20 protein-coding genes are annotated in these 22,946 nt (G+C 43.0%); 15 read left to right on the top strand and 5 right to left on the bottom strand.

Translation table 11 applies throughout. From position 1 onward, the window contains the following. Positions 1 to 59: 59 nt before the first annotated feature. On the top strand, positions 60 to 1,823 hold the full coding sequence (gene aspS, locus NXR94_RS07325; RefSeq protein ID WP_258103945.1) for an aspartate--tRNA ligase: 1,764 nt from the start codon (positions 60 to 62) through the stop codon (positions 1,821 to 1,823). 55 nt (positions 1,824 to 1,878) lie between these two features. Then, a complete protein-coding gene (locus NXR94_RS07320; RefSeq protein ID WP_258103944.1) occupies positions 1,879 to 2,784 on the top strand; it encodes a glycerophosphodiester phosphodiesterase family protein in 906 nt (301 codons plus the stop codon). Positions 2,785 to 2,788: 4 nt separating this feature from the next. Here the strand turns inward: NXR94_RS07320 and NXR94_RS07315 are convergent, their stop codons facing one another. After that, complete coding sequence (locus NXR94_RS07315; protein ID WP_258103943.1) at positions 2,789 to 3,784, bottom strand: M48 family metallopeptidase; 996 nt, start codon at positions 3,782 to 3,784, stop codon at positions 2,789 to 2,791. A gap of 129 nt (positions 3,785 to 3,913) precedes the next feature. Here NXR94_RS07315 and NXR94_RS07310 point away from each other — a divergent pair, with 129 nt between their 5' ends. The 4 genes from NXR94_RS07310 to amt all read left to right on the top strand — a co-directional run bounded on the left by NXR94_RS07310 (position 3,914) and on the right by amt (position 10,210). Then, the gene (locus tag NXR94_RS07310) at positions 3,914 to 4,492 is read left to right on the top strand and encodes a thioredoxin family protein (protein WP_258103942.1); all 579 of its coding nucleotides are present in this window, start codon (positions 3,914 to 3,916) and stop codon (positions 4,490 to 4,492) included. A 49-nt stretch (positions 4,493 to 4,541) separates the two neighbouring features. Beyond that, positions 4,542 to 5,360 (top strand): 3-methyl-2-oxobutanoate hydroxymethyltransferase, encoded by an 819-nt coding sequence (panB, locus tag NXR94_RS07305; protein ID WP_258103940.1) that lies wholly within the window; start codon positions 4,542 to 4,544, stop codon positions 5,358 to 5,360. Between the two features lie 27 nt (positions 5,361 to 5,387). Next, positions 5,388 to 7,610 carry an NADP-dependent isocitrate dehydrogenase gene (locus NXR94_RS07300; RefSeq protein WP_258103939.1) on the top strand — a complete coding sequence of 741 codons (2,223 nt, stop codon included), beginning with the start codon at positions 5,388 to 5,390 and terminating at the stop codon, positions 7,608 to 7,610. A gap of 338 nt (positions 7,611 to 7,948) precedes the next feature. Beyond that, positions 7,949 to 10,210, top strand: coding sequence for an ammonium transporter (gene amt, locus NXR94_RS07295; protein WP_258103938.1), 2,262 nt, complete (start codon positions 7,949 to 7,951; stop codon positions 10,208 to 10,210). A 51-nt stretch (positions 10,211 to 10,261) separates the two neighbouring features. Here amt and NXR94_RS07290 read toward each other — a convergent pair whose 3' ends face one another. Together NXR94_RS07290 and NXR94_RS07285 are read right to left on the bottom strand one after the other, a co-directional pair. Next, entirely contained in the window at positions 10,262 to 10,750 is a 489-nt protein-coding gene (locus tag NXR94_RS07290; RefSeq protein WP_258103937.1) for a hypothetical protein, read from the bottom strand. Next, positions 10,743 to 11,426, bottom strand: coding sequence for an META domain-containing protein (locus tag NXR94_RS07285; RefSeq protein WP_258103936.1), 684 nt, complete (start codon positions 11,424 to 11,426; stop codon positions 10,743 to 10,745). The genes NXR94_RS07290 and NXR94_RS07285 overlap by 8 nt, the downstream gene beginning before the upstream one ends. A gap of 44 nt (positions 11,427 to 11,470) precedes the next feature. On the opposite strand from NXR94_RS07285, the gene NXR94_RS07280 reads away from it, so the two are divergent. The 7 genes from NXR94_RS07280 (at position 11,471) to NXR94_RS07250 (ending at position 16,924) form a co-directional block, all read left to right on the top strand. Then, positions 11,471 to 12,100: an LON peptidase substrate-binding domain-containing protein gene (locus NXR94_RS07280; RefSeq protein WP_258103935.1), complete on the top strand. Its 630-nt coding sequence runs from the start codon at positions 11,471 to 11,473 to the stop codon at positions 12,098 to 12,100. 21 nt (positions 12,101 to 12,121) lie between these two features. Further along, positions 12,122 to 12,583, top strand: a complete 462-nt coding sequence (locus NXR94_RS07275) for an NADH-quinone oxidoreductase subunit A (RefSeq protein ID WP_258103934.1) — start codon at positions 12,122 to 12,124, stop codon at positions 12,581 to 12,583. Next, positions 12,583 to 13,116, top strand: coding sequence for an NADH-quinone oxidoreductase subunit NuoB (gene nuoB, locus NXR94_RS07270; RefSeq protein ID WP_258103933.1), 534 nt, complete (start codon positions 12,583 to 12,585; stop codon positions 13,114 to 13,116). Before NXR94_RS07275 ends, nuoB begins: the two co-directional genes overlap by 1 nt. Further along, a complete protein-coding gene (locus NXR94_RS07265) occupies positions 13,113 to 13,625 on the top strand; it encodes an NADH-quinone oxidoreductase subunit C (protein WP_258103932.1) in 513 nt (170 codons plus the stop codon). The genes nuoB and NXR94_RS07265 overlap by 4 nt, the downstream gene beginning before the upstream one ends. Then, complete coding sequence (locus NXR94_RS07260) at positions 13,625 to 14,836, top strand: NADH-quinone oxidoreductase subunit D (RefSeq protein WP_258103931.1); 1,212 nt, start codon at positions 13,625 to 13,627, stop codon at positions 14,834 to 14,836. The genes NXR94_RS07265 and NXR94_RS07260 overlap by 1 nt, the downstream gene beginning before the upstream one ends. Before the next feature lie 51 nt (positions 14,837 to 14,887). After that, on the top strand, positions 14,888 to 16,408 hold the full coding sequence (locus NXR94_RS07255; RefSeq protein ID WP_258103930.1) for an NAD(P)H-hydrate dehydratase: 1,521 nt from the start codon (positions 14,888 to 14,890) through the stop codon (positions 16,406 to 16,408). 141 nt (positions 16,409 to 16,549) lie between these two features. Further along, entirely contained in the window at positions 16,550 to 16,924 is a 375-nt protein-coding gene (locus NXR94_RS07250; protein WP_258103929.1) for a T9SS type A sorting domain-containing protein, read from the top strand. Between the two features lie 65 nt (positions 16,925 to 16,989). On the opposite strand, the gene ygiD is transcribed toward NXR94_RS07250, so the two are convergent. Both ygiD and NXR94_RS07240 read right to left on the bottom strand, forming a co-directional pair. Continuing rightward, a complete protein-coding gene (gene ygiD, locus NXR94_RS07245; protein ID WP_258103986.1) occupies positions 16,990 to 17,826 on the bottom strand; it encodes a 4,5-DOPA dioxygenase extradiol in 837 nt (278 codons plus the stop codon). A gap of 133 nt (positions 17,827 to 17,959) precedes the next feature. Beyond that, complete coding sequence (locus NXR94_RS07240; RefSeq protein ID WP_258103928.1) at positions 17,960 to 20,812, bottom strand: T9SS type A sorting domain-containing protein; 2,853 nt, start codon at positions 20,810 to 20,812, stop codon at positions 17,960 to 17,962. Between the two features lie 250 nt (positions 20,813 to 21,062). Between NXR94_RS07240 and NXR94_RS07235 the strand changes: the two genes are divergently transcribed. After that, positions 21,063 to 21,653, top strand: a complete 591-nt coding sequence (locus tag NXR94_RS07235) for a sigma-70 family RNA polymerase sigma factor (protein WP_308706259.1) — start codon at positions 21,063 to 21,065, stop codon at positions 21,651 to 21,653. Between the two features lie 165 nt (positions 21,654 to 21,818). Then, positions 21,819 to 22,913: a FecR family protein gene (locus NXR94_RS07230; protein WP_258103927.1), complete on the top strand. Its 1,095-nt coding sequence runs from the start codon at positions 21,819 to 21,821 to the stop codon at positions 22,911 to 22,913. Positions 22,914 to 22,946: the final 33 nt, after the last annotated feature.

Below are 22,946 nucleotides of genomic sequence, written 5' to 3'. Positions count from 1 at the left end.
AAAACTATTGTTAAATTTGCGCCTGTTTATTTGAATAGTAGATTAGAATATTAAAGAAAATGTTGAGAACACATACCTGTGGAGAGCTTAGAGAGGAACATATTGGGCAGCAAGTAACCCTGACGGGTTGGGTCCAAAAGATTCGTGACAAAGGCGGCATGATTTGGATTGACGTTCGGGACAGGTATGGTGTGACGCAACTGATCTTTGAGGAAGGAAAAACATCAAAGGAGGCCATTGAACTTGCGAGGCATGCCGGACGAGAGTTTGTGATCTCTGCAACCGGAGAAGTGGTAAAAAGGCTCGCGGTCAATGATAAAATTCCTACGGGGCAGATTGAAGTAAAAGTTGCTGAGTTTAAATATCTCAATAAAGCGAAGGTTCCGCCATTCATGATTGAGGATGAAACCGATGGCGGTGAGGATCTTAGAATGAAGTATCGATATCTTGACCTGAGAAGAGGGATCGTAAGAAAAAATCTGGAGATTCGACATGAAATGCTTCAGAAAACCAGGAGTTATCTATCCAATCAAAAATTCATGGAAGTTGAGACTCCTGTGCTGATAAAATCAACTCCTGAGGGTGCCAGGGATTTTGTGGTTCCTTCTCGCATGAACCCGGGACAGTTTTATGCTTTGCCACAATCGCCTCAGACTTTTAAGCAGTTGTTGATGGTGTCGGGTTTCGACCGATACTTTCAAATTGTAAAATGTTTTAGGGATGAGGATCTGAGGGCGGATAGGCAGCCGGAGTTTACTCAGATAGATTGCGAAATGTCCTTTGTTACCAGAGAGGATATTCTGGAAACTTTTGAAGGTTTGATCAGATACCTATACAAAGAGATCAAGAATGTGGATCTTGGTGAATTGCCTCATATGCCTTATTCGGAAGCGATGAGTAAATATGGTTCTGATAAGCCGGATACGCGTTTTGGGATGGAGTTTGTCGAGCTGAATGAGTTGACTCAGAACAATGGCTTCGTGGTATTCGATAGTGCCGAGTTGGTGTTAGGAATAAATGCAGAGGGATGCGCTGAATACACTCGCAAACAGATTGATGAGCTTACTGATTTTGTAAAAAGACCTCAGATTGGAGCGAAGGGATTAGTTTACCTAAAGTGTAATGCTGATGGAACCTTCAAGAGCTCAGTTGATAAATTTTTCAGTGAAGAGGACCTGAAAAAATGGGCAGAGAAATGTAATGCTAAACCGGGTGACCTGATCTTAATTTTGGCTGGTGATGCTGATGCTACTCGCAAGCAAATGTGTGAGTTAAGGCTGGAAATGGGTAGTAGATTGGGCCTAAGAGATAAAAATAAAGTTTCTGCGCTATGGGTAGTGGATTTCCCTCTGCTTGAGTGGGATGAAGAAACGAAGCGATATCATGCTATGCACCATCCGTTTACTTCCCCTAATCCGGAAGATATGGAAAAACTCAATTCTGATCCGGGTAACGTCAGGGCCAATGCCTATGATATGGTTATCAATGGCGTGGAAGTAGGAGGAGGATCTATCCGAATTTATGATCGTGATGTACAGGCCAGAATGTTTGAAGTTCTTGGTTTTACCAAAGAGGAAGCTCAAGCTCAATTTGGCTTCCTGATGAGTGCATTTGAATATGGTGCGCCACCGCATGGAGGGATTGCATTTGGTTTTGATCGACTTTGTGCATTATTTGGTGGGCAGGATAGTATCAGGGACTTCATAGCTTTCCCTAAAAACACTTCAGGAAGAGATATTATGATTGACTCACCAAGTGCACTGGATCAAGCTCAGTTAGAGGAATTGTCCATCGGCGTAGCAGTAAAAGAGACGAATGATTAATTATTTCTTTGGATGAGGGTTTTGATTAAATTTATCCAACCTTAAGGATGAAACCATGACTAGAAAATTCATCATCTACTCGATGCCCTTTATGATTTTATTTCTATGTGTGGCTCTTTTTGAGCCATGGATTTATAGAAATATTGTAGTGAGTCCAAAAATTGACAAATCCCTCAAAGATAAGTATGTAGAGGTGATTGCTCATAAAGGAGCTTCAGCCCTGGCGCCGGAGAACACTATGGCCTCAATTGGGCTGGCATTGCAAATGGGTGTGGACATGATAGAAATTGATGTCCGGAATACCAAGGATGAGCAAATAGTTGTTTTTCATGATGAAACTCTTGATCGCACTACCGACGGTACGGGTTTAGTCCACGATTATACCCTTGAGGAAATAAAAAAGCTTGATGCAGGTGCCTGGTTCGGGGATGCCAAGTATGTTGGGGAGAGGGTGCCAACCCTTAAGGAGGTCTTAGACTCAATCAATGGAAGATGCAAAGTGCTCATCGAGATCAAACATATGGATCATCCTCATTACCATGACTTTGCTGAAAAACTTATTGATGTGATCCGAAAAGAAAAAAATGGCTACGATTGGGTGATTTTGCAGTCTTATGAAGATAAATATCTCGAGGCGGCCCATGAATATGATGATCACGTTCAGACTAAAAAAATCCTGATAGGAGAAGATTCAACTCCATTGATTGCCTTCTATGTTGAGACAAGACTACATCTTGGTAGGGCTAAGTTGGAAGGCAGGCTGTCAGCGTTGAACCCTGAATTTTCAACAATCTCTACAAGAAGGGTTTTTAGAATGCATGCTCATGGATTTAAGGTGTATACCTACCCGGTCAATACAAGGGAGGACATGGTGAAAATGATGCATATGGGAATCGACGGTATTATCACCGATCATCCCGAGATTATGATGGAGTTGCGTCAGGAAATCAACGCTCTTTAATTGATTAGTTTGGCTGGAGGTTTTTCAATTCAACCTCTGCAGCAATGTATTCGTAAGAATCCCATGTTTCTCCCATGAGAATTCTCTCGAAGATTTTTACTGCTTTCATTTTTTCGCCATTGACTAAATACCATGTTCCTACTCCATAGGATAATACCGGCTCAAGACTATTATCAGGTCGCTCAGAATAAGCCATTAAGTTGTGTGCCTTGACAACTCCCTGGTAGAGCAAAATCCTATTGTAATGATCCGAATAGCTTTTAACCTTTGCGTTTCTTGGGATGGCCATTAGTAATTCTTCGGCTGCCTCATTGTTTCCAAGCTTGCGATAGGTCAAATAGAACCAATCGATAATAAATACCTTTAATTCAATATTGTCTGCATACTTCATGCATTGCTTGAATGAGCTGATCGTTTTGTCGTAGCTCCCCTTGAGATAGTTGACCATTCCCAGGCAGAAGAAAATGTTAAATTTTTCATTACTTCTCGATTCAGTATAGAAATTAGTCAATGCGTACCCCGAGGTTTGCTCATTGATGGCCGGTCGGGAATAGAAAGCGGCCCGCTGAAGGTCTTCCAACGCGAGGTCAAACTGTCTGAGCGTAATGTAAGATTGCCCTCTCAACCTCAATAGTTTGAAAGAGGTAGGGTTTTTATCCAGGCCTTCCGAATAAACGCGTATTGCCTCGTAATACCATCCTAATTCGGATAGCGTTTGACAATATTCTATGACGTTCTGAATATCTGATGGATTTTCGGTGTATCTCAATTTGTTGATTTCCAACTTTCGATTCAGGCTCTTCTGTTTTTCTGCCGAGAGTTTTTTTGCGGGAAGGGGAGTTCTGAAAACTGAGAAAACGGTATTAGAATCTACATCAATATCTTTCTCGGGTGGGTTATAATTATCAAGCGAGGTTTTTTTGTATCCTTTGCTGGACTGGGTTTCTATGCATCCCGTTAGCAGGATGAATAAGGTGATATGATATATGGTGCTTTTCATCCGATCGTAGAAACACAAAATAAAGATAATTATCAGATTTCCTCAGTTATTAAGATCTAAAGTTCAGAATTGGTGGAGGTCTCCCTTTAGCTGTTATAATTTTGAGACATTAAACCAAAATATAATCAAATGGCACTTACACCATCAAACATGTTGCCTTTGGGGGAAAAGGCGCCAGACTTCGATCTGGAAGATACTATTTCTGGCAAATCAGTCGCTTATCAAGATATCAAAGGTGAGCAGGGGACTGTTGTTATGTTTATTTGTGTTCATTGTCCCTATGTAATTCATATTCAGGATGAACTTGCCAGCGTTGCAAACTTTTATAAAGAAAAGGGGATTGGCTTTGTGGCGATCTCCTCGAATGATGTCGAAAAGTATCCACAGGATGCCCCTGAATATATGAGGAAACAGGCTGAGGAGGTAGGCTTTAATTTTCCATACCTTTTTGATGAAAGCCAGGAAGTAGCAAAAGCCTATATGGCGGCATGCACTCCCGATATTTATGTCTTTGATGCTCGTGATCAATGCTATTATCGAGGACGTCTGGATGCTGCAACTCCGGGAAATGGGCAACCTAATGATGGAAAGGATTTACGAAATGCGCTTGAAAGTTTGCTTTCTGATCAAGCGGCTCCTGAAGAGCAGTTGCCAAGTATGGGTTGTAATATCAAATGGAAGCCGTCAGTAGTTTCCCGAGAGGGATGATTTTATTAGTTTTGCGCCTCTTAGCGTCTAATCCGAAGGATACATCAGTATGAGTTCAGCACAGGGCACTTTTAAAAAATTAACGACCCATCGACTTTTGGAAATGAAAGCAATGGGCGAGAAAATAGCGATGCTCACGGCCTATGATTTTTCAATGGCCAGAATTCTGGATGAAGCAGGCATAGATGTTATACTGGTAGGTGACTCTGCTTCTAACGTGATGGCAGGGAATGACACCACTTTACCCATCACCCTGGATCACATGATATGGCATGCTACCTCCGTGGTCAAAGCAGTGAACAGGGCTCTGGTTGTAGTGGATGTCCCATTTGGGAGCTATCAGGGGAACAGTTCTGAGGCGCTCAGGTCTTGCATTCGGATTATGAAGGAGTCAGGTGCTCATGCGGTGAAGATGGAAGGTGGTGTTGAAATTAAGGAGAGTGTGAGTAGAGTGCTCTCAGCGGGGATCCCGGTGATGGGACATCTTGGGCTGACTCCACAATCGATCTACAAGTTTGGTACCTACACGGTCAGGGCCAAGGAAGAGCAGGAGGCAGACAAGCTGTTGTCGGATGCAAAGTTGTTGGAAGAACTCGGATGCTTTGGAGTGGTATTAGAAAAAATACCGGCCCACCTGGCTAAAACAGTAACGGAAGAGCTTAAAATCCCGACTATCGGTATTGGAGCCGGTGCAGAAGTAGATGGTCAGGTTCTGGTTGTTCATGATATGCTTGGGATTACCCAGGATTTCAAACCCCGATTTCTCAGACAATATGCTGACCTCAATACGGTCATTCGTGATGCTACCACGAATTACATCAAAGACATAAAATCAAAAGACTTTCCTAATGATAAGGAGAGTTATTAATTCACAATACAATTCCGGTCTAATAAAATGACAAAAGCAGCTAAAATTATTTACACCATAACTGACGAGGCTCCGGCACTCGCGACCTATTCGTTCCTTCCGATATTGAAGGCGTTTACAGCTCCAGCTGGTGTAGAAGTAGAAACAAAGGATATCTCACTTTCGGGTAGAATTCTTGCCAACTTTCCAGATAAGCTTACAGAAGAGCAAAAGATAGGGGATGCCTTACAAGAGCTTGGTGAGCTTGCAAAAACTCCGGAAGCGAATATCGTTAAGCTGCCAAATATTAGTGCATCAATTCCACAGTTGACAGCGGCCATTAAGGAACTACAAGGAAAGGGCTATGATATCCCTAATTATCCTGCTGAGCCAAAAACAGAGGAGGAAAAGGAGATCAAGGCAAGATATGCGAAGGTTCTTGGTAGTGCAGTTAACCCTGTACTGAGAGAAGGAAACTCGGATAGACGTGCACCTAAAGCGGTAAAAGACTACGCTAAAAATCATCCTCACTCTATGGGAGCATGGTCAGCAGATTCGAAGACCCACGTTGCAAGTATGCCGGCAAAGGATTTTTACGGAAGTGAGAAATCTGTCACGATTGATTCACCAACTTCGGTAAAAATCGAGTTTAAGGGTGCAGACGGTTCTGCAAAAACATTAAAGCCATCTGTTCCATTATTAGCTGGTGAAATTATTGATGCTACCGTCATGAACATGGCGGCGCTGCAAAGTTTCGTGGCAGAGCAGATTGAAGATGCAAAGGCCCAGGGAGTGCTATTTTCTCTTCACATGAAAGCAACCATGATGAAAGTGTCAGATCCTATCATCTTTGGAGCGGTTGTGAAGGTTTTTTATAAAGAAATATTTGAGAAGTATGCTGACTTGTTCGCGGAACTTGGTGTGGATGCGAGCAATGGTCTTGGAGATGTTTACAGTAAGATTGAAGGACATCCAAAGCAAGCAGAAGTGGAAGCGGCCATCGCTGCTTTGTACGCCGAGAAGCCTGATTTGGCAATGGTAAACTCTGATAAAGGAATTACTAACCTTCACGTGCCAAGTGATGTGATCATTGATGCTTCAATGCCGGCCATGATCAGAACTTCTGGTCAAATGTGGAACAAGGATGGCAAGCAGCAAGACACTAAAGCAGTAATTCCGGATAGAAGTTACGCTGGTGTATATCAGGCAGTCATTGAAGATTGCAAGTCTCATGGTGCTTACGATCCTTCAACTATGGGTAGTGTATCCAATGTTGGTTTGATGGCACAGAAGGCAGAAGAATACGGATCGCATGACAAGACTTTCCAAATGGCTGCCGATGGTGTAGTTAGCGTGATTGATGAGGCTGGCAATGTATTGCTTGAGCAAGTAGTAGAAGCGGGAGATATCTTTAGAATGTGCCAGGTAAAGGATGCACCTATTCAGGATTGGGTAAAACTGGCAGTGAATAGAGCAAGCGCCACCGGAACTCCGGCGGTTTTCTGGTTGGATGAAAACAGAAGTCATGATGCTGAGTTAATCAAAAAAGTGAACAAATACCTTCCGGACCACGATACCGCAGGTTTGGAGTTGTTGATAAAATCTCCGGTAGAGGCTACGAAGTTTTCTGTCGAGAGAATCAGGCAGGGACTTGATACCATTTCCGTAACAGGAAATGTGCTAAGGGACTATTTGACTGACCTTTTCCCTATTCTGGAAGTAGGTACCAGTGCCAAGATGCTATCAATCGTTCCTTTGATGAATGGTGGTGGGCTGTTCGAAACCGGAGCTGGTGGCTCTGCACCGAAGCACGTTCAGCAGTTTGTGGCTGAAAATTATTTGAGATGGGATTCTTTGGGTGAATTTTTGGCTACAGCAGTTTCTTTGGAGCACTTGTCAAATGCTTTTGATAATCCGAAAGCGCAGGTGTTGGCGAAGACATTGGATGCTGCTACAGCAAAATTCCTCGAAACGAATAAGTCTCCTGCCAGAAAGGTGGGAATGATTGACAACAGAGGAAGTCATTTTTACCTTGCATTATACTGGGCGCAAGAATTGGCGAAACAGACTGACGATGCTGAGTTGCAGGCTCAGTTTAAGGATGTAGCTGAAGCCTTGACATCTAATGAAGCGAAGATCAATGAAGAGCTGATCGGTGCTCAAGGAGAACCAGTGGAAATTGGTGGATACTATCGTCCGGATTTCGAATTAGCAAGTAAAGCAATGCGACCTAGCGAGACTTTGAACGAGGCATTGATGGCCTTGGTTTAAGTCAGTAATATATTAGAATAATTCAATTGAAAGGCCGACCCATATTGGGCCGGCCTTTTCTTTTTTAGTTAGATCATTCTAATATTCTGCCTAATCGGGTATCTCAGAATAAAATTCTGTATTGAGGTATGATTTCGAAAAAATCGTCTATGAAAATAATGTAATGCACAATCCCCTTGTATAACGCCAATTATATAATGTTCAAAAAATTAAATTGATAATTATCAATATTTTATATTATTGGCTATTCTATTAGATTTTAATTCAGTGATTCTCCATTCTGTTGAAATTGATCTTAACTTTCGATCTTGGATAAAGACAAATGACGGACTACTATTATGGAGATTACAACCAACCAACCAATTGCTGTCCTTGCAGCTAATTTTGCCACTGTGGATACCCTATGGGTACTCATTGCCGCCGCGCTTGTATTTTTTATGCAAGCCGGATTTAAAGTTCTAGAAACAGGACTTGTCAAAGCCGAACACAGACCAGGTATCGGAGTTAAAAACCTGATGGACTGGGTTGCGGGGAGTTTGGCTTTCTTCCTGATTGGTTTCGGACTCATGTTCGGAACATCCGGTTCAGGCCTTATTGGTCTGAATTTCTTTTTGGGTGATGGATTTGATGACGGTTATACGCTGACCTTTTTCATTTTCCAACTTGCCTTTGCGGGAACTGCTCTAACGATTGTATCGGGCGCCATGTCCGGACGAACGGCGTTGTTACCTTACTTCATCACCTCGTTATTTACAGCAGTGATTATCTATCCCATCTTCGGACATTGGGCCTGGGGCAATCTTCTGGACGAATCGAATGATCCCTGGTTAGCGAGCATGGGATTCATGGATTTTGCCGGATCTACTGTGGTGCACTCTGTCGGTGCATGGGTAGCCTTTGTTGGGATTTATATGGTAGGACCAAGGCTGGGACGGTTTTCTGCTAAAGGGAAAGTGCAGCCGGTAAAGGCGTCAGACTATTCCTACAGTATCCTGGGAGTAATGATCCTTTGGTTAGGCTGGTGGGGATTCAATGGTGGAAGTACGCTGGCTTTCAATGAGGATGTTGTAAGCATTATTTTGAATACCAACCTTGCAGCTGCAGCTGCAGCTCTAAGTGCTTATTTGCATGTTAAGATATTTCAGAAGAATGCTGATGCTATTGAAAAGATCATTGGTGGAGCTTTAACAGGGTTAGTGGCCATTACTGCATGCTGTAATGTGGTAGATCCAATGATGAGTATCGTTATCGGGCTCATATCCGGGGTGATTCACAATGTGGCTTATGTGCTGATCATTGAGAAATTCAAATTGGATGATCCGGTTGGAGCTATTCCTGTGCATGGTTTCGGAGGGATCTTCGGAACCCTTTGTGTGGCCTTTTTCGGTAAAGAAGAGTTGTTGGCACATCCAAGATGGACACAGCTTGGGGTACAGGCCTTCGGGATTCTGGTTTGCTTCGTTTTTACTACATCCATTGCCTATGTGATTTTTGCCCTTGTGAAAGCCACTTTTGGATTAAGGCTTTCCCCTAAAGAAGAAATGGAAGGTTCTGTATTTGCCAACGTAGATACCGCGCAGGATCTGGAAGATATGCCCGAGAGTAGCGTAAGTCAGGTTTCTGTTAGAATCAGTGATAAAGCATATAACCTCCTTTCTGTTAAAGAATATCTGAACATGCCTCGTGAAACCAGGTTAAAGCTGGTAAGAGCTGAAGGAGTGCAATACCTGGATGACTACGGTAATTCAGTCTCCCCACTTAAGGCTGTCAGATACCTGGCCGGAGTATTGGAAGACCAACGCGACGAAGCCATCTCTGAACGTGAGATCGTGGAAGGAGTAGCTTACAATGAACAATCGGAAGTGATAGGTGGCATGCAGGATGTATTGCTAGGAGAAGAACATAGCATTGTGAGCGTATTCCCTGATAGTTTTGTGATGCTGAGCGCTAAAGGGAAGGTGTCCGCAGATTTTTACTGGCATAGGAAAGAGAAAGGTTACAAAATTGCCGTTGTGGCTTCTTGTATGGATAAGGACATTCCCAATGCCTTCTTGTCAGCGTTGACCATTTCCCTACTTAATGAAATTGTGGGTATGAAAAGTGTTTTGCCTCCAGAGAAGATTTTGGAATACCTGGATCAAAAACTCATTCTCGCCCTGGAGCAATCGAATAAAAAAATCAATACCTCCAGAGGGGTGGAAGTAGGGGTTTTCGTGCTTAATACATTTAATGGTAAAGTTTATTACTCAGCATCGGGGTCGCGAATCAAGCTGTATGTGAAGCCGAAGGAAGGAGGACTCGAAGAATATCTTGGTTTGGATATTCCGCTTGGGAAAAATACTGCAGGTGCCAAGCAGTTTGAGCGTCAAACCATCTCATATGAACATGGCGATGCTTTCTATATCTGTACGGATGGCTACGCCAACCAGATCAATGGTTCAGGCAAGAAATTTGGCGCAGGAAGATTGAAAGATAAAATAACCGGCATAGCTGAAAAGAGCATGATCCAACAAAAAATAGCTGTTGGAAGGGAGCTTGACGAATGGATGTACGGGATTCCTCAGGAAGAAGATATTCTCATTATGGGAGTCAAGCCTTAATGGATTTAGGCACTGATAATTGAGGGTCACTCACCTGGTGGGTGGCCTTTTTTATTCATTCCAGATCACAGGGACTTTCAATTTCTGTGCGATGCTGTTCAGGCTTTTGTTCAGAGCCCCTTTGTTCTTGCCGCTGACAAGGTAAAATTTTTCTCCAGTATCGATTTTAATATATGCCTGAAATTCCCTTGACCTGACTTCGTGGACCGCTCCGGAGTATTGATGATAATTTTGGGAAAGACCAACCTGGTTAACAAAAATTTTCTCCAGGGAATCAAAGCGTGTGACTTCCACATTGATTTTGAAGGTCATTATCCATATGTATTCTGAAATAGTTTTGGATTGGGTGTCGATCTCAATGATATAGAATGATGACCAAACCATTGGGAATGTTAAGCCGAGCATTATTACCACAGGGATGGCTAACAGCTCCGGTAAATAGTTAAAGGATAAAGCGATCAAAAACAGGGTTAGCAGGAGGATGCCCAAAATATACATCCCTGACAAAATACGACCCTGATTGATGCGTACCCTATTCATAGGCTCTTAAAAGAAGTAATTCAGATTTTTCATTACTTAGCCATAAGCTATCGCTACGAATTTTATAAGCAATAAAGTCAGAGGTGAGGCTCTCGAGATTTGGTTTTTCAGAAGTCGGACAAGCTTTTTTTGTTCTGGAGATTGCCTGAAAATCAATAAGGTCACCGGAGGCCTGATAATGTCCAAAGAATTGATTGCATCCGTCAAAGCCTTTGATTTTGACAGTGGACATAAAGTCAATCACTCCATCAGCTTTACTTTCTGGAGACCATTGACCAAGTAATTCATAGGCCGGGTTGGTGAAATGCCCACATCCCTTGAGCGTTTTCCCTCCCTTGAGAATGGTGACAGAATAGAAATCTTCGACATCGCAGCCTTTGTTTTCTATTGCTAAGCCCATATCCAAATTGATGGTCTTTCCGTTGTTGAACTGAAAATTGGATGTTTGGAATACGGAAGTATCTTCTTTGAAAATCAATGTGGACTCATTATCAAAATCGATAGTCAATGACCAATTTTTACCGCTTGCCACGAAGTCGATGTTAGAAGTTGTTGATTCTGGCTGAAGGATAGGTGTGTTAGAGACCGGTTCCTGTTTCTTTGTGTTTTTACATCCGTCAAGAACCATCAACACGATGATACACGTACAAATGAATGAGGTGAGATTGATTTTCATGTGGGGCAATTTAAACCCTTTAAATTTTTAGCTGTTAATAGGGTATGGAAAAAGAAATGGCGTTGTTTCCGTTGAATCTTGTGGCTTTTCCTGGTGAGCTATTGAATTTGCACATTTTTGAGCCACGATATAAGCAGTTGGTGGGAGACTGCATTCAGACCAAAACTACCTTTGGAATTCCCTCTTTTGCGCTCAATACCATTGAGTTTGGGACCGAAGTAAAAATCACTGACCTGACTAAGGTTTATGATGATGGGCGAATGGATATCAAAACCCAGGCGGTCAGGGTTTTTAAGGTTGTTGAGTATCAAAATCCCTGGGAATCCAAATTATATGCGGGAGGAGTGGTTGAATTGCTTCAGTTTGGAGATGATAAAGATTTTAATCTTCATGAAGAGATTGTTGATTTAATTCAGGATTTGTTCAGATGGCTGAAACAGGAGAATAGTATCGATTTGAATTATGATATGTCTATGTATCAGGTCATTCATAAGATCGGATTGAAGCTTGATGAGGAGTATGCCCTTCTTGCCATGGAGTCTGAAAAACAGCGACAAATCTATGTTCATGAGCATCTCTCAAGGCTGATTCCTATGCTTGAAAGGGCAGAGCAAGCCAAGGAAAAAATCAAGTTGAACGGCCATTTTAAACATTTGGACCCGCTTAAGTTCTAGGGTTTGATGTAATTTGCAACCATGATTGAAATTTCAGGCTTCGGAACGGTTTTACTGTTTCTCATTGGCGGAATTGCCTTTGTGATGGTAACGCTATTGGCTGGCAAGATCCTGCGGCCTGAGCGACCCAATGAAGAGAAACTTTCTACCTATGAGTCTGGGGAAGTTCCTGCAAGTTCTTCATGGAAAGTCTTCAATATTAGATTTTATATTGTGGCTTTGATATTCCTTCTTTTTGAAACGGAACTAGTATTTCTTTTTCCATGGGCGATTGTTTTTGGGAACAAAGAAATGGTGGCAGAAACGGATGGACTCTGGGGGATATTTTCATTAACGGAAACCTTTATTTTCATTATCATACTGGCTCTTGGTCTGGTATATGTTTGGGCCAATGGTATGCTTGAATGGGTGAAGCCAAAACCAAAACCATCGGATTATCAATCTAAAATTCCTTCAGGAGCGTACGAGAAATATAAAAATTAATGGGCGGTTTACTTGATCAACAATTCGGACAGGGTGGTGTGATCATCACCAAGGTAGATGACTTGCTGAACTGGGCTAGACTTTCAAGTCTTTGGCCCATGGGGTTTGGTCTGGCTTGTTGTGCCATCGAAATGATGGGAGCGATGACCTCCGGTTATGATATGGACCGTTTTGGGGTCATACCAAGACCTTCGCCACGCCAATCAGACGTAATGATCGTGGCTGGAACGGTCACTTTTAAAATGGCAGATCGGGTAAGAAGGCTTTACGAGCAGATGGCCGAACCTCGATACGTAATTTCAATGGGTTCATGTGCCAATTGCGGAGGCCCTTATTGGGAGCATGGCTATCACGTGGTGAAGGGCGTAGATAAAATCATTCCGGTAGATGTCTATGTTCCGGGCTGTCCTCCAAGACCAGAGGCGCTCATAGGAGGTTTTATGAAGTTGCAGGAGAAAATACGCGGGGAGTCTTTGATGAAACCGGAGGCGTTGAAGAAGTTACTTGATAAAAAGAAGACTAAAGTATCATGACCTTCGAGGAAATAAAGTCTTTAGTAGAAAAGGAGTTTCCAGGAGCAGTGACCGGAGAGGACCTTAATGCAACACCCAATGCACTGCTGGTTGATGCAGGAAAGGTTAGGGAGGTCTGTGAGCTATTGCATGCTGATGAGAGTACCTATTTTGACTCGCTCAGTTGCCTGACAGGAATAGATAATGGTCCGGAGGCTGGCACTATGGAGGTAGCCTACAACCTTTACAGTATTCCATTTGATGGGCACCTGTCTATTCGGTGTGTATTGGATAGAACCAATCCGGAGATAGCATCTGTATGTGATATCTGGCGCACGGCCAATTGGCATGAGCGCGAAGCATATGATCTGGTGGGGATAATATTTGTAGGTCATCCTGATTTGAGGAGGATTTTACTACCTAAAGATTGGGAAGGACATCCGTTGCAGAAAGATTATTCTGAGCAGGAAAAATATCACGGGATTACGGTGGTTTATGATAGGGAGGACAATAACAAGCAGTCGTTCTGATGGAGATTCAATACAAATACAATCCAAAGCATTTTGAGAATTCCGAGCCAACACTCTATGATCCGGAAAAGCTCGAGTCCGGAGAGATGCTTATCAATGTGGGTCCACAACACCCTTCTACCCATGGTGTGCTTAGGTTAGAAGTGATCACCGACGGTGAGATCGTGAAAGATGTTGTTCCCCATTTGGGATATCTCCATCGTTGTTTTGAAAAGCATACGGAATCAGTGCCGTTTAATCAAGGTCTGCCGTATGTGGATCGCATGGATTACGTGGCAGCCATGAATAGTGAGCACGCCTTTGCGATGGGTGTTGAGCGTATGCTGGGTATTGAAGATAAGATACCTAAGCGAGTTGAATATATTCGGGTTCTGGTTGCCGAGTTGAATCGACTGGCATCTCACTTTATTGCCATTGGTACCTATGGTCTGGATATTGGGGCATTTACACCATTTCTCTGGATGATGCGAGATCGCGAACATATTCAGCGATTGCTTGAATGGGTGTCCGGTGCGCGCATGCTATACAATTACATTTGGGTAGGAGGCTTATTTTATGATCTGCCTGTGGGCTTTGAGGAGCGCTGTAAAGAGTTCATTGCTTATTTAAAGCCTAAGTTGGAAGACGTTGAGAATCTTCTGATTTCTAATAAAATATTTATTGACCGTACCGCCAACGTTGGGGTCTTGACCTCGGATCTTGCAATTAATTATGGAGTCACAGGACCCATGCTTAGAGCGTCGGGCTTGAAGTTTGATCTGAGACGCGTTGATGGTTATAGTGTCTATCCGGAATTGGAGTTTGACGTTCCGGTTGGAACTGGAGCGGTTGGTGCCACCGGGGACTGTTGGGACAGAACATGGGTGCGAATGATGGAATGCAAAGAGTCTGTTAGAATAATAGAGCAGTGCCTTACCCAATTAACCACAAATCACAAGAGGACCAGGGAGTTTGATCCGAGGGAAGCGGTTCCTAAAAAGATCCGCCCCAAAGCTCAGGATTTTTATGTGCGTGCGGAAAATCCAAAGGGCGAACTTGGCTTCTATTTCCGAACAGACGGAAGGTCAGATATACCTGTGAGGTGTAAAGCCCGTTCTTGTTGTTTCTCCAATTTATCGGTATTACCTGAAATTTCTCGCGGCGTCATGATTGCTGACTTGATCGCAATCGTAGGTTCAGTGGATTTCGTTTTAGGTGAGGTTGACAGATAAATCATCCGCAACAGCACCCTTTTCGATTTCAGTTGGTATTATATTTAATATATGATCCCGATCCTCCAAACAGAGCAAATCCGGGCAGCTGATGCTTATACAATTCAAAACGAGCCCATTCCTTCCATTCAGTTAATGGAACGTGCATCGCATGCCTTTGTGGATCGCTTTCTTAAAATTGTTGATAGGGGGCGGAGGATGGTTATCTTTTGCGGAGTCGGCAATAATGGAGGAGATGGTTTGGCGATCGGAAGAATATTGTCAGAGCAAGGTTGGAGCGTGAGCATTTTTATCATCGGAGACGTGACTAAGGCGTCGCAAGATTTTGTGATCAACCACGAGAGGTACCCGGCTCAGGAAAGTATGAACTTTATTCAGACAGTGCGCCATTTTCCTCTTCTGGATAATAGGGAGATTGTAATTGATGCGCTTTTCGGGTCAGGTCTGAGTAGGCCCCCAAAGGGATTGTTCGAGGATTTGATCCATCATATTAATGGAGCGGGAGCCAGGGTAATTTCCGTGGATATCGCTTCCGGACTATTTGCTGATCAACCCGCCGGGCATGAGGCTATTATTAGGCCCTGGGCTACGATTAGCTTTCAAACACCAAAGCTGGTCTTTTTTCAGCCCGACTACCAGGATTATGTTGGAGATTGGTTCATTGAGGACATTGGTCTTCATCAAGGGTTTATCAATAGTCAGGATACGGCGTTTTTTTATAATCAGAAGTCTGATTTTGCCGCTTTGCTCAAGCCAAGAAAAAAATTTATGCATAAAGGTGATGCCGGTCGGCTGTTGATTGTGGCAGGAAAGTACGGAAGTATGGGCGCAGCTTTACTGTGCGGGCGGGCAGCCATGCGTTCAGGAGCCGGACTCTTGATGATGCACGTTCCTAAGAGTGGTGTGAGGATCCTTCAGGTTGGGCTACCTGAAGCCATGGTTGAAGCTGACATTCATCAGAATTGCATTTCTGAGGTAACCACTGATTTTGATTTCGATGTGATGGGAATAGGCCCTGGTATTGGTCAGGGAGAAATTACCAGAAAGGCATTGGAAGAGCTGTTGACCAGGACAAAAAATCCGGTAGTGCTAGATGCGGATGCACTGAATATCATCGGTGCGAATCCGGAGTTATTAGCCAAAGTTCCGGAGGGGTCAATCCTTACGCCCCATCCGGGAGAATTCCGTCGATTGGTGGGGGGCTGGTCAGATGATTTTGAAAAGCTTAAACTGCTTCAGGAATTTTGTAAAATACACCATTTGCATGTGGTGTTGAAAGGAGCTAATTCTGCGGTGTGTGATGCTGAAGGGAGAACTTATTTTAATCCTTCGGGTAATCCCGGAATGGCTACAGCAGGTAGTGGGGATGTGCTTACAGGAATTATCTCCGGGTTGCTCGCTCAAAATTATGAGCCATTTCAAGCGCTCTCTCTGGGTGTCTATTTGCATGGGTTAGCGGGAGATCTTGCAGCGGATACGTTGGGTGTTAATAGCCTGATGGCGTCTGATCTTATCGAATGGTTACCCGAAGCGATAATAACACTGACTTCATTTAAAAATGACGTGAATTAGGCTAAGTGCTTAAAACACAATGATTTATTGATATAATGTAATTATGTCATTTGTTAAAAAATGTGATTTTGTATGTTTTTTCTGTGAAAAATCCGTGAAGGTGTTAAACATTCATTAAAAATTTCCGTAATTTGTATGTAAATGCACAATAAGCTCATCATTATATCGTTCAGCCTTCTATTTTCCCTGGCAACCTATGCCCAGGAAGCTAGTGGTCCTGTGATCTCCGCAGAGAATAATCTCGTGGTAGAATCATTGGATGCTACGAACAAAATTGAGCTTTACCCAAACCCTGCTGTTGACTATCTTATTGTTAGCATCAAAAACAGCACCTTACAGAACACAGAGTTTGAGTTGCACAGCATCATTGGAAATGAGATCAAGGTGAAGCCCGAGGAGATTGGTGCTGGAAAATATCGCATATCTATTAAGGACTACGCTACTGGGTATTACTTCCTGGTGGTAAAAGATGAGTTCTTAAGATTCAAACAAGCGTATAAGTTTCTAAAAAAATAATTTATAATCTTATTCAATTAAAACCCTTGGGATTTCCGAAGGGTTTTTTTGTGTCTGGATTTTAGTTACTTTCCTATGCGGACAGATGTCATGCTAAGAGAACCACCTACATACTTGTCGTTGAAGATGTCTACATCCTCCTTGTCCTGTTGTAATCCCAGGCTATAGATCAGAGGGTAATAGTGATCGGGAGTTGGGATAGCATAATTAGCTGCAGGTCCCAGTTTCTTATAATCAATGAGATCAGGATGTTCCTTGTTCAATATTTTCTCCTTGAATTTGGCATTGATTTCATGCGCCCAGTCAAAGCCATAATTATCCACCTCCATATTTTTCCAATCTACCATTCTCAGGTTATGGATCATGTTTCCACTGCCAATAATCAATACCCTCTTTTTGCGTAACTGAGCCAACTCACTGGCCAGAGCATAGTGGTAGGAGGCCGGTTTGTGATAGTCAATACTAAGCTGCAACACGGGGATGTGTGCGTCCGGATACATGTGCCTGACTATCGTCCAGGTTCCGTGATCCAGTCCCCAATCATGATCCAATCCCACATTAGTGCTTAGAATTAACTCTGCAGTTTCTTTCGCCAATAAGGGATCTCCGGGTGCAGGATACTGCACTTCAAAGAGTTCCCTGGGGAACCCCCCAAAGTCATGGATGGTTTTAGGGTTATCCATTGCAGTGACATGAGTTCCCCTGGTTAGCCAATGTGCGGAAATCACAAGAACAGCAGATGGCTCAGGTATTTCATTAGCCAACTTTTTCCAGTAGTTGCTAAATTCATTATTCTCAATCCCGTTCATTGGAGAACCATGTCCAATGAATAATACCGGCATCAATTTGTCATCTCTTGACAGGGTGTCTGTAATTGTTTTGAATCCTCCCAGTGTAGTCATAGCTGCAAATCCTCCTAAGGTTTTAATGAAGTCCTTTCGTTTCATTTTAAGGTGTGTCAGGCTTCATCAAAAATCGAAAGACCATTGAAAAAGTTCATTATTCGGATCTAAAAAAAAATCAATGTGGCCCTGGTTATCTCTTGACGAATTTCATTTTTTCTGCTTGAGAAGGATGACCAGTCAATATGAAATAAATGCCTTTGCTTAGTGTTGAGACGTCAATGGTGATGCTATCGGGGTGGTCGAGAGTGTTGATTTCCAATACCTTTTCACCGAGTAAGTTAGTTACCTGAATGGAATTCATGCCACTTGGATGATATACCATTAGGGTTCCTGAAGTAGGGTTCGGGAACAGTCTGGGCATCTCATTTTTTCCCAGATTTAATGTTTCTGTGGTGTCAGTGGTATCAACCGGGATTTCTGTGTTCGTAGTATCCACAGGGTCTTCTGCGATAATCACTGAAGCTGGAATGGTGATTCCTATTGCAAAGTTGATGTTGATGACTTTCGAGCTGCCTTCTGCATCAGTTACTTTGAAGGTTACTGTACCAAGCCCGATTGTGCCAGCAGTTACTTTTAGATCCTCATCATTTCCAAGAATTTCCGCGGTACAGTTTTCATAGGACACAACGGTAAATACAGGACTTTCCGTATAGCCCCTGGTGTAATAGAGCATGTTGATAGTAATAAAACTGTCTGTAGGGATCATGAAATGCGGTGTCCCCATCCAGACCAGGTAATCTTCCAAATTGGTATAGCCATCACCATTCAAATCGCCATTGGCATCTGACAGATCATTTTCAGCGGATGAAGAGTTCAAACCTTTTTCGAATTCCCACCAGTCAGGTAATCCGTCCTGGTCGGTATCATAGTTCTCCGGCCGCATGAGTTCCGGGTAATTCTCCCATCCTCCAACGTCTTCATGCGCGTCCGGCATACCGGGTAGGTTGGTTCGACTTCCTCGATAGGTGAAGGTTCCGTTGACTGTTTCGTTGATGATCCTTATATCATGATCGTCAAAAACAGGTTGGACACATCCTACATCGGAGAGGACGTCTTTGTAGGCGTCATTGGCAGTCTGGATATTTCCTTGAGATGGAAAGAAGGGATTGTTAACAAAAACTTCCCAGTCCACTACCTGCCCACCTGAAGTAACATAGGTCCGGGCGCAGGTGTTATCTGATCCATCGCAGGCGAGCGAGCCATTAGTGTTTTCGAGTATGTTGCCGGTGTAATAATAGCTTTGAGAGCCTTTACCAGTACCTTCTAGTTGAGCTTTTAAAACGGTACTTTGAGAAGTGCCCGCTCCTTTTTTGTAATAGTTATTAACAAAATTGACTTCATGCGCTCCGCCATCGGTTGCTCTACCTCCCCAGTTGTAGACTACATTATTGAAAATATCTAATTCACCGGCATAGTAGAGTGATCCGTCCAAACCGCCGCCCAGGCTCCAGTTTCTCCCATAGTTGTGAGCTAGTAGGTTATGGTGAAAGCTACCAATACTACCGCCAATGGTAGCTGCGTATCCATGTCTGGCTCCATCAGGGTAATTTTGATGTCCGGCAGCATTGAGTGCCTCACTGATCAATGTGCGCTGCAAAGTTATGTTCAAGCCATTTCTGGAACTGAATGCCTCATCAATGGTCCAACTGATTGAGCAGTGGTCAATAATGCTGTGATTGCACCCTGACATTCCCATGCCGTCATAGGTTGGACCAGATCCCAGTCTCACGCGTATATTTTGAACGATGCAATCGTCAGCCCCGCTCAACCCGAAAGGTGCCTGTCTGATACAAATTCCTTTTCCAGGAGATGTTTGGCCGGCTACTGTTACGTAATCGTCATTTAGGCTCAAGCGAGATTCAAGGGTAATGATCCCCGAGACATCAAAAATGATAGTTCTGGGGCCGAGGTCTGTTTCGACTGCCTCTCGCAAGCTTCCCGGACCATTATCATGGAGGTTGGTCACGTGTACTACTTTGCCGCCACGTCCGCCCTGGGCATAACGTCCATAACCTTCTGCACCTTCAAAGGCGATTTGTCGAGGTTTGAAATTCCAGACTTCACCCTTTACTGTATCGGTGTCAAAGACCTGATCAATACGCCAGTAATATCTATTATTCCCGTTACCGAGCGTTACATTAGTTGTCGTTTCGGTCGTATTTTTGATAAATTCAGCTGATTCTGTGGTAGCAGTGAGCAATGCCGATTCGCTTGTGCCGAAATAGACATTTGAGGAAAGTGCGCTATTGATTGGAGACCAGTATAGATCAATATTGCCGGTATCTCCATTGGCATGTTCATCAGTGTGAAGTGGGATGGGTAATTTGGCCTGCCTCTTAGGATCGCCGGAATTTAGTTTGAATCCATTCAGGTGTACAGTTGAATTATAGGTTTTCCCCTCAACTACAATTGGAGTTGTATCTACAACATACCTGATGGCTGCAGTTTCTCCCACTGCGATGGTAAACTCGACATACGACGTCGCAACAAGGTCGTTTGCTGTAACCCGGTTACTTTGTTCAAGATCATCATGGATTTTTACCCCCTGGGCATAAATATCGATGGGCGCGAAAACGTTTGTCTCAGGACTCGAAAAAGTATTATGGTATGCCACGAAACTATGCGTCCCCGCTTTTAGCCCTTTGATATAGATGGTCACATCCCCTGACAGCAATCCATCACTAACTAATCTGGCAAAGTATGGCGACTGCATGGCAGTTTTATACCAACTGGAAGTATAGCCAACTGCCTCTACTTTAAATTCAACACCTGAAATAGCTAGGCTATCTGAAGTGCCCGGGGCAATAATCCATGAATTGAAAATGGGTTCGTGTACTTCACCTTCCTGACGTCCGGAAAAATTGAAGTCAACGGCTACTGCAGGTTCCTGTGCCTGGGCTGCATGAAATAAAGTCGCAATGAGAAGTGATGATAAGCAGAGATTTTTTAATCTGTGCAATGGGGTTTTTGAGTGTTGTTGCATGCTCCGGAATTGATATTAAAACAAAATCGAAGAACTTAGGCGTGTCAAAGGTACACTTAAAATCTGAGGAAACCTTGAGAGGCAGGAGGTGGGAAGGGTGAAGGAACAATAGGAATATTATTATTTGTGTTTTTCACATTTAATCTTTCACTTAAGAGCTAATGACTTGACATTTAATAAATTTTGTCCGTAATATTGTTAAAGTGTTAATAATACAATTCATATTATAGGTTGAATTGTTGAAATAATATTGCTTAACTCAGCCGATTTGCAGTCATATCATAATACATATCAAAGCAAGTTTTCCCCTTCCGAGTTGTGGCTTGAGTTTAAGTCTGGGAATCGGCAGGCTTTTGAACAGATATACCGCTCGCACTTCGCCCAGTTATACAATTATGGCATGACCATGCATCCAAAGGAACCAGCTGTTAAGGATGCTATACAACAGCTGTTTGTAGACCTTTGGCAGAGACGTTCAAACCTAAGTGATGTTGATAATCCTGCGTCATACCTGATCAAGTCCTTAAGACATAAATTGCTTTCAATCATCGAGGAGGATAAGCGATATGATCACAATACTGCTCCTGAAAATGTTGAGTTGGAATTTATCCCTTCCCAGGAAATGTCAATGATCAGTGAGCAGGATGGGTCATTAAGAAGAAACAGGATTAAATTGTTAATTAATGATTTACCTCCTCGACAACGAGAAGTCATTATGCTGATCTTCTTCGAGGAGAAAAGTTATGAAGAAGCCTCTGCTATCTTGTCAATGAGCATACAATCTGTCTATAGGCTCGTCTGGAGAGCTATTTCTTCGCTCAGGCAAAGCCTTCCCCGCTAGGTCATTGCTATATTTTCAATAAAATGGCTGTTTATATGCGGCGAAAAGGGTGATTTAATCTAAAAATCATTATCAGTCATAAACTTTCAGCTTTTTTCATCGATTCCTGGATAGAATCAGTCAAAATCATCCCCTTAATATCAAAGCGATAATTTTTATCACTCGATGACGAACTATAGCGATTATAAGGTTGAGGATTTTGTGGCAGACCACTTTTTTAAAAGTTGGGTGCTGAACCCTGATCGTAGTGCCAATTTATTTTGGGAAAACTGGCTGAATGAAAATCAACAGAAAGTAGGGGATGTGAAAATGGCCCGTGAAATTCTTTTGGGCTTGTCGCGGTATAGGTATAGTCCCTCGGTCGAGGTCGAAGATGAAATATGGAATAATATTGAATCTTCTATATCTGAAGATGTTGAGCCAAGTGTTATTCCTCTAGGGCCACAGTCTATTTTAGCTAGATACCCGGATGTAAACAGAAGATCCAGGAGTCTTTATTATGGTATCGCGGCAGCCATTGCCCTGGTTGTCATGGCTTCTTTGCCTATTGTAGTCGATTGGAATCCTGTGGAAGTAAACCAGGTTGCCGAATTTACCATTACAGAAAAGGAAAATCCTAGAGGGCAGAAGTCTACCGTATTTCTTCCTGATGGCTCCAAGGTCTTCCTGAATTCAGAAAGTAAAATATCCTATGACTCCAGGTTTAATACAAATGATCGGGTAGTTCACCTGACTGGCGAGGCCTTTTTTGAAGTGGCTGAAGATGCCTCAAGACCATTTACGGTAGTGACGGAATACATGAGTACTACAGCATTAGGAACATCATTCAATGTGAATGCTTATGAAGGCGCGACTCAGGAAGTAAGTTTAATGACCGGGAAAGTGCGTGTGGTATCCAACCAATCTAAGCAGGTTGAGGAGGCTATATTATATCCCGGAGAATTGGCTATTTGTAATGGCAGATCCATTAAAGAGCAAACTTTCAATCTTTCGGAGAAGGCCCTCTGGAGAAATCGGATCATCTATTTTAAAGACACACCATTGGATCAGGCGCTCAATGTCCTTGAGCGTTGGTATGATGTTTCTTTCGAAGTAAAGGGACAAAGACAGCAAAGCAAGGACCTGTTATGTACCGGTCAGTTTGAAGATGACTATTTATCCAATGTGTTGGAAAGCCTAAGTTATACCCTCGATTTTCAATATAAAATTGACGGGAAAAGAATCACCCTTGAATTTAACCCAAAACAAATAAGCCCATGACATAAACCCATAGCATTGCCCACTGACTTTGCG

The organism is Marinoscillum sp. MHG1-6 (assembly GCF_024714475.1).
GTDB lineage: Bacteria > Bacteroidota > Bacteroidia > Cytophagales > Cyclobacteriaceae > JAMZMI01.
The sequence above is the reverse complement of the archived record's forward strand: the minus strand, read 5'-3'. Positions and strand labels throughout refer to the sequence as shown.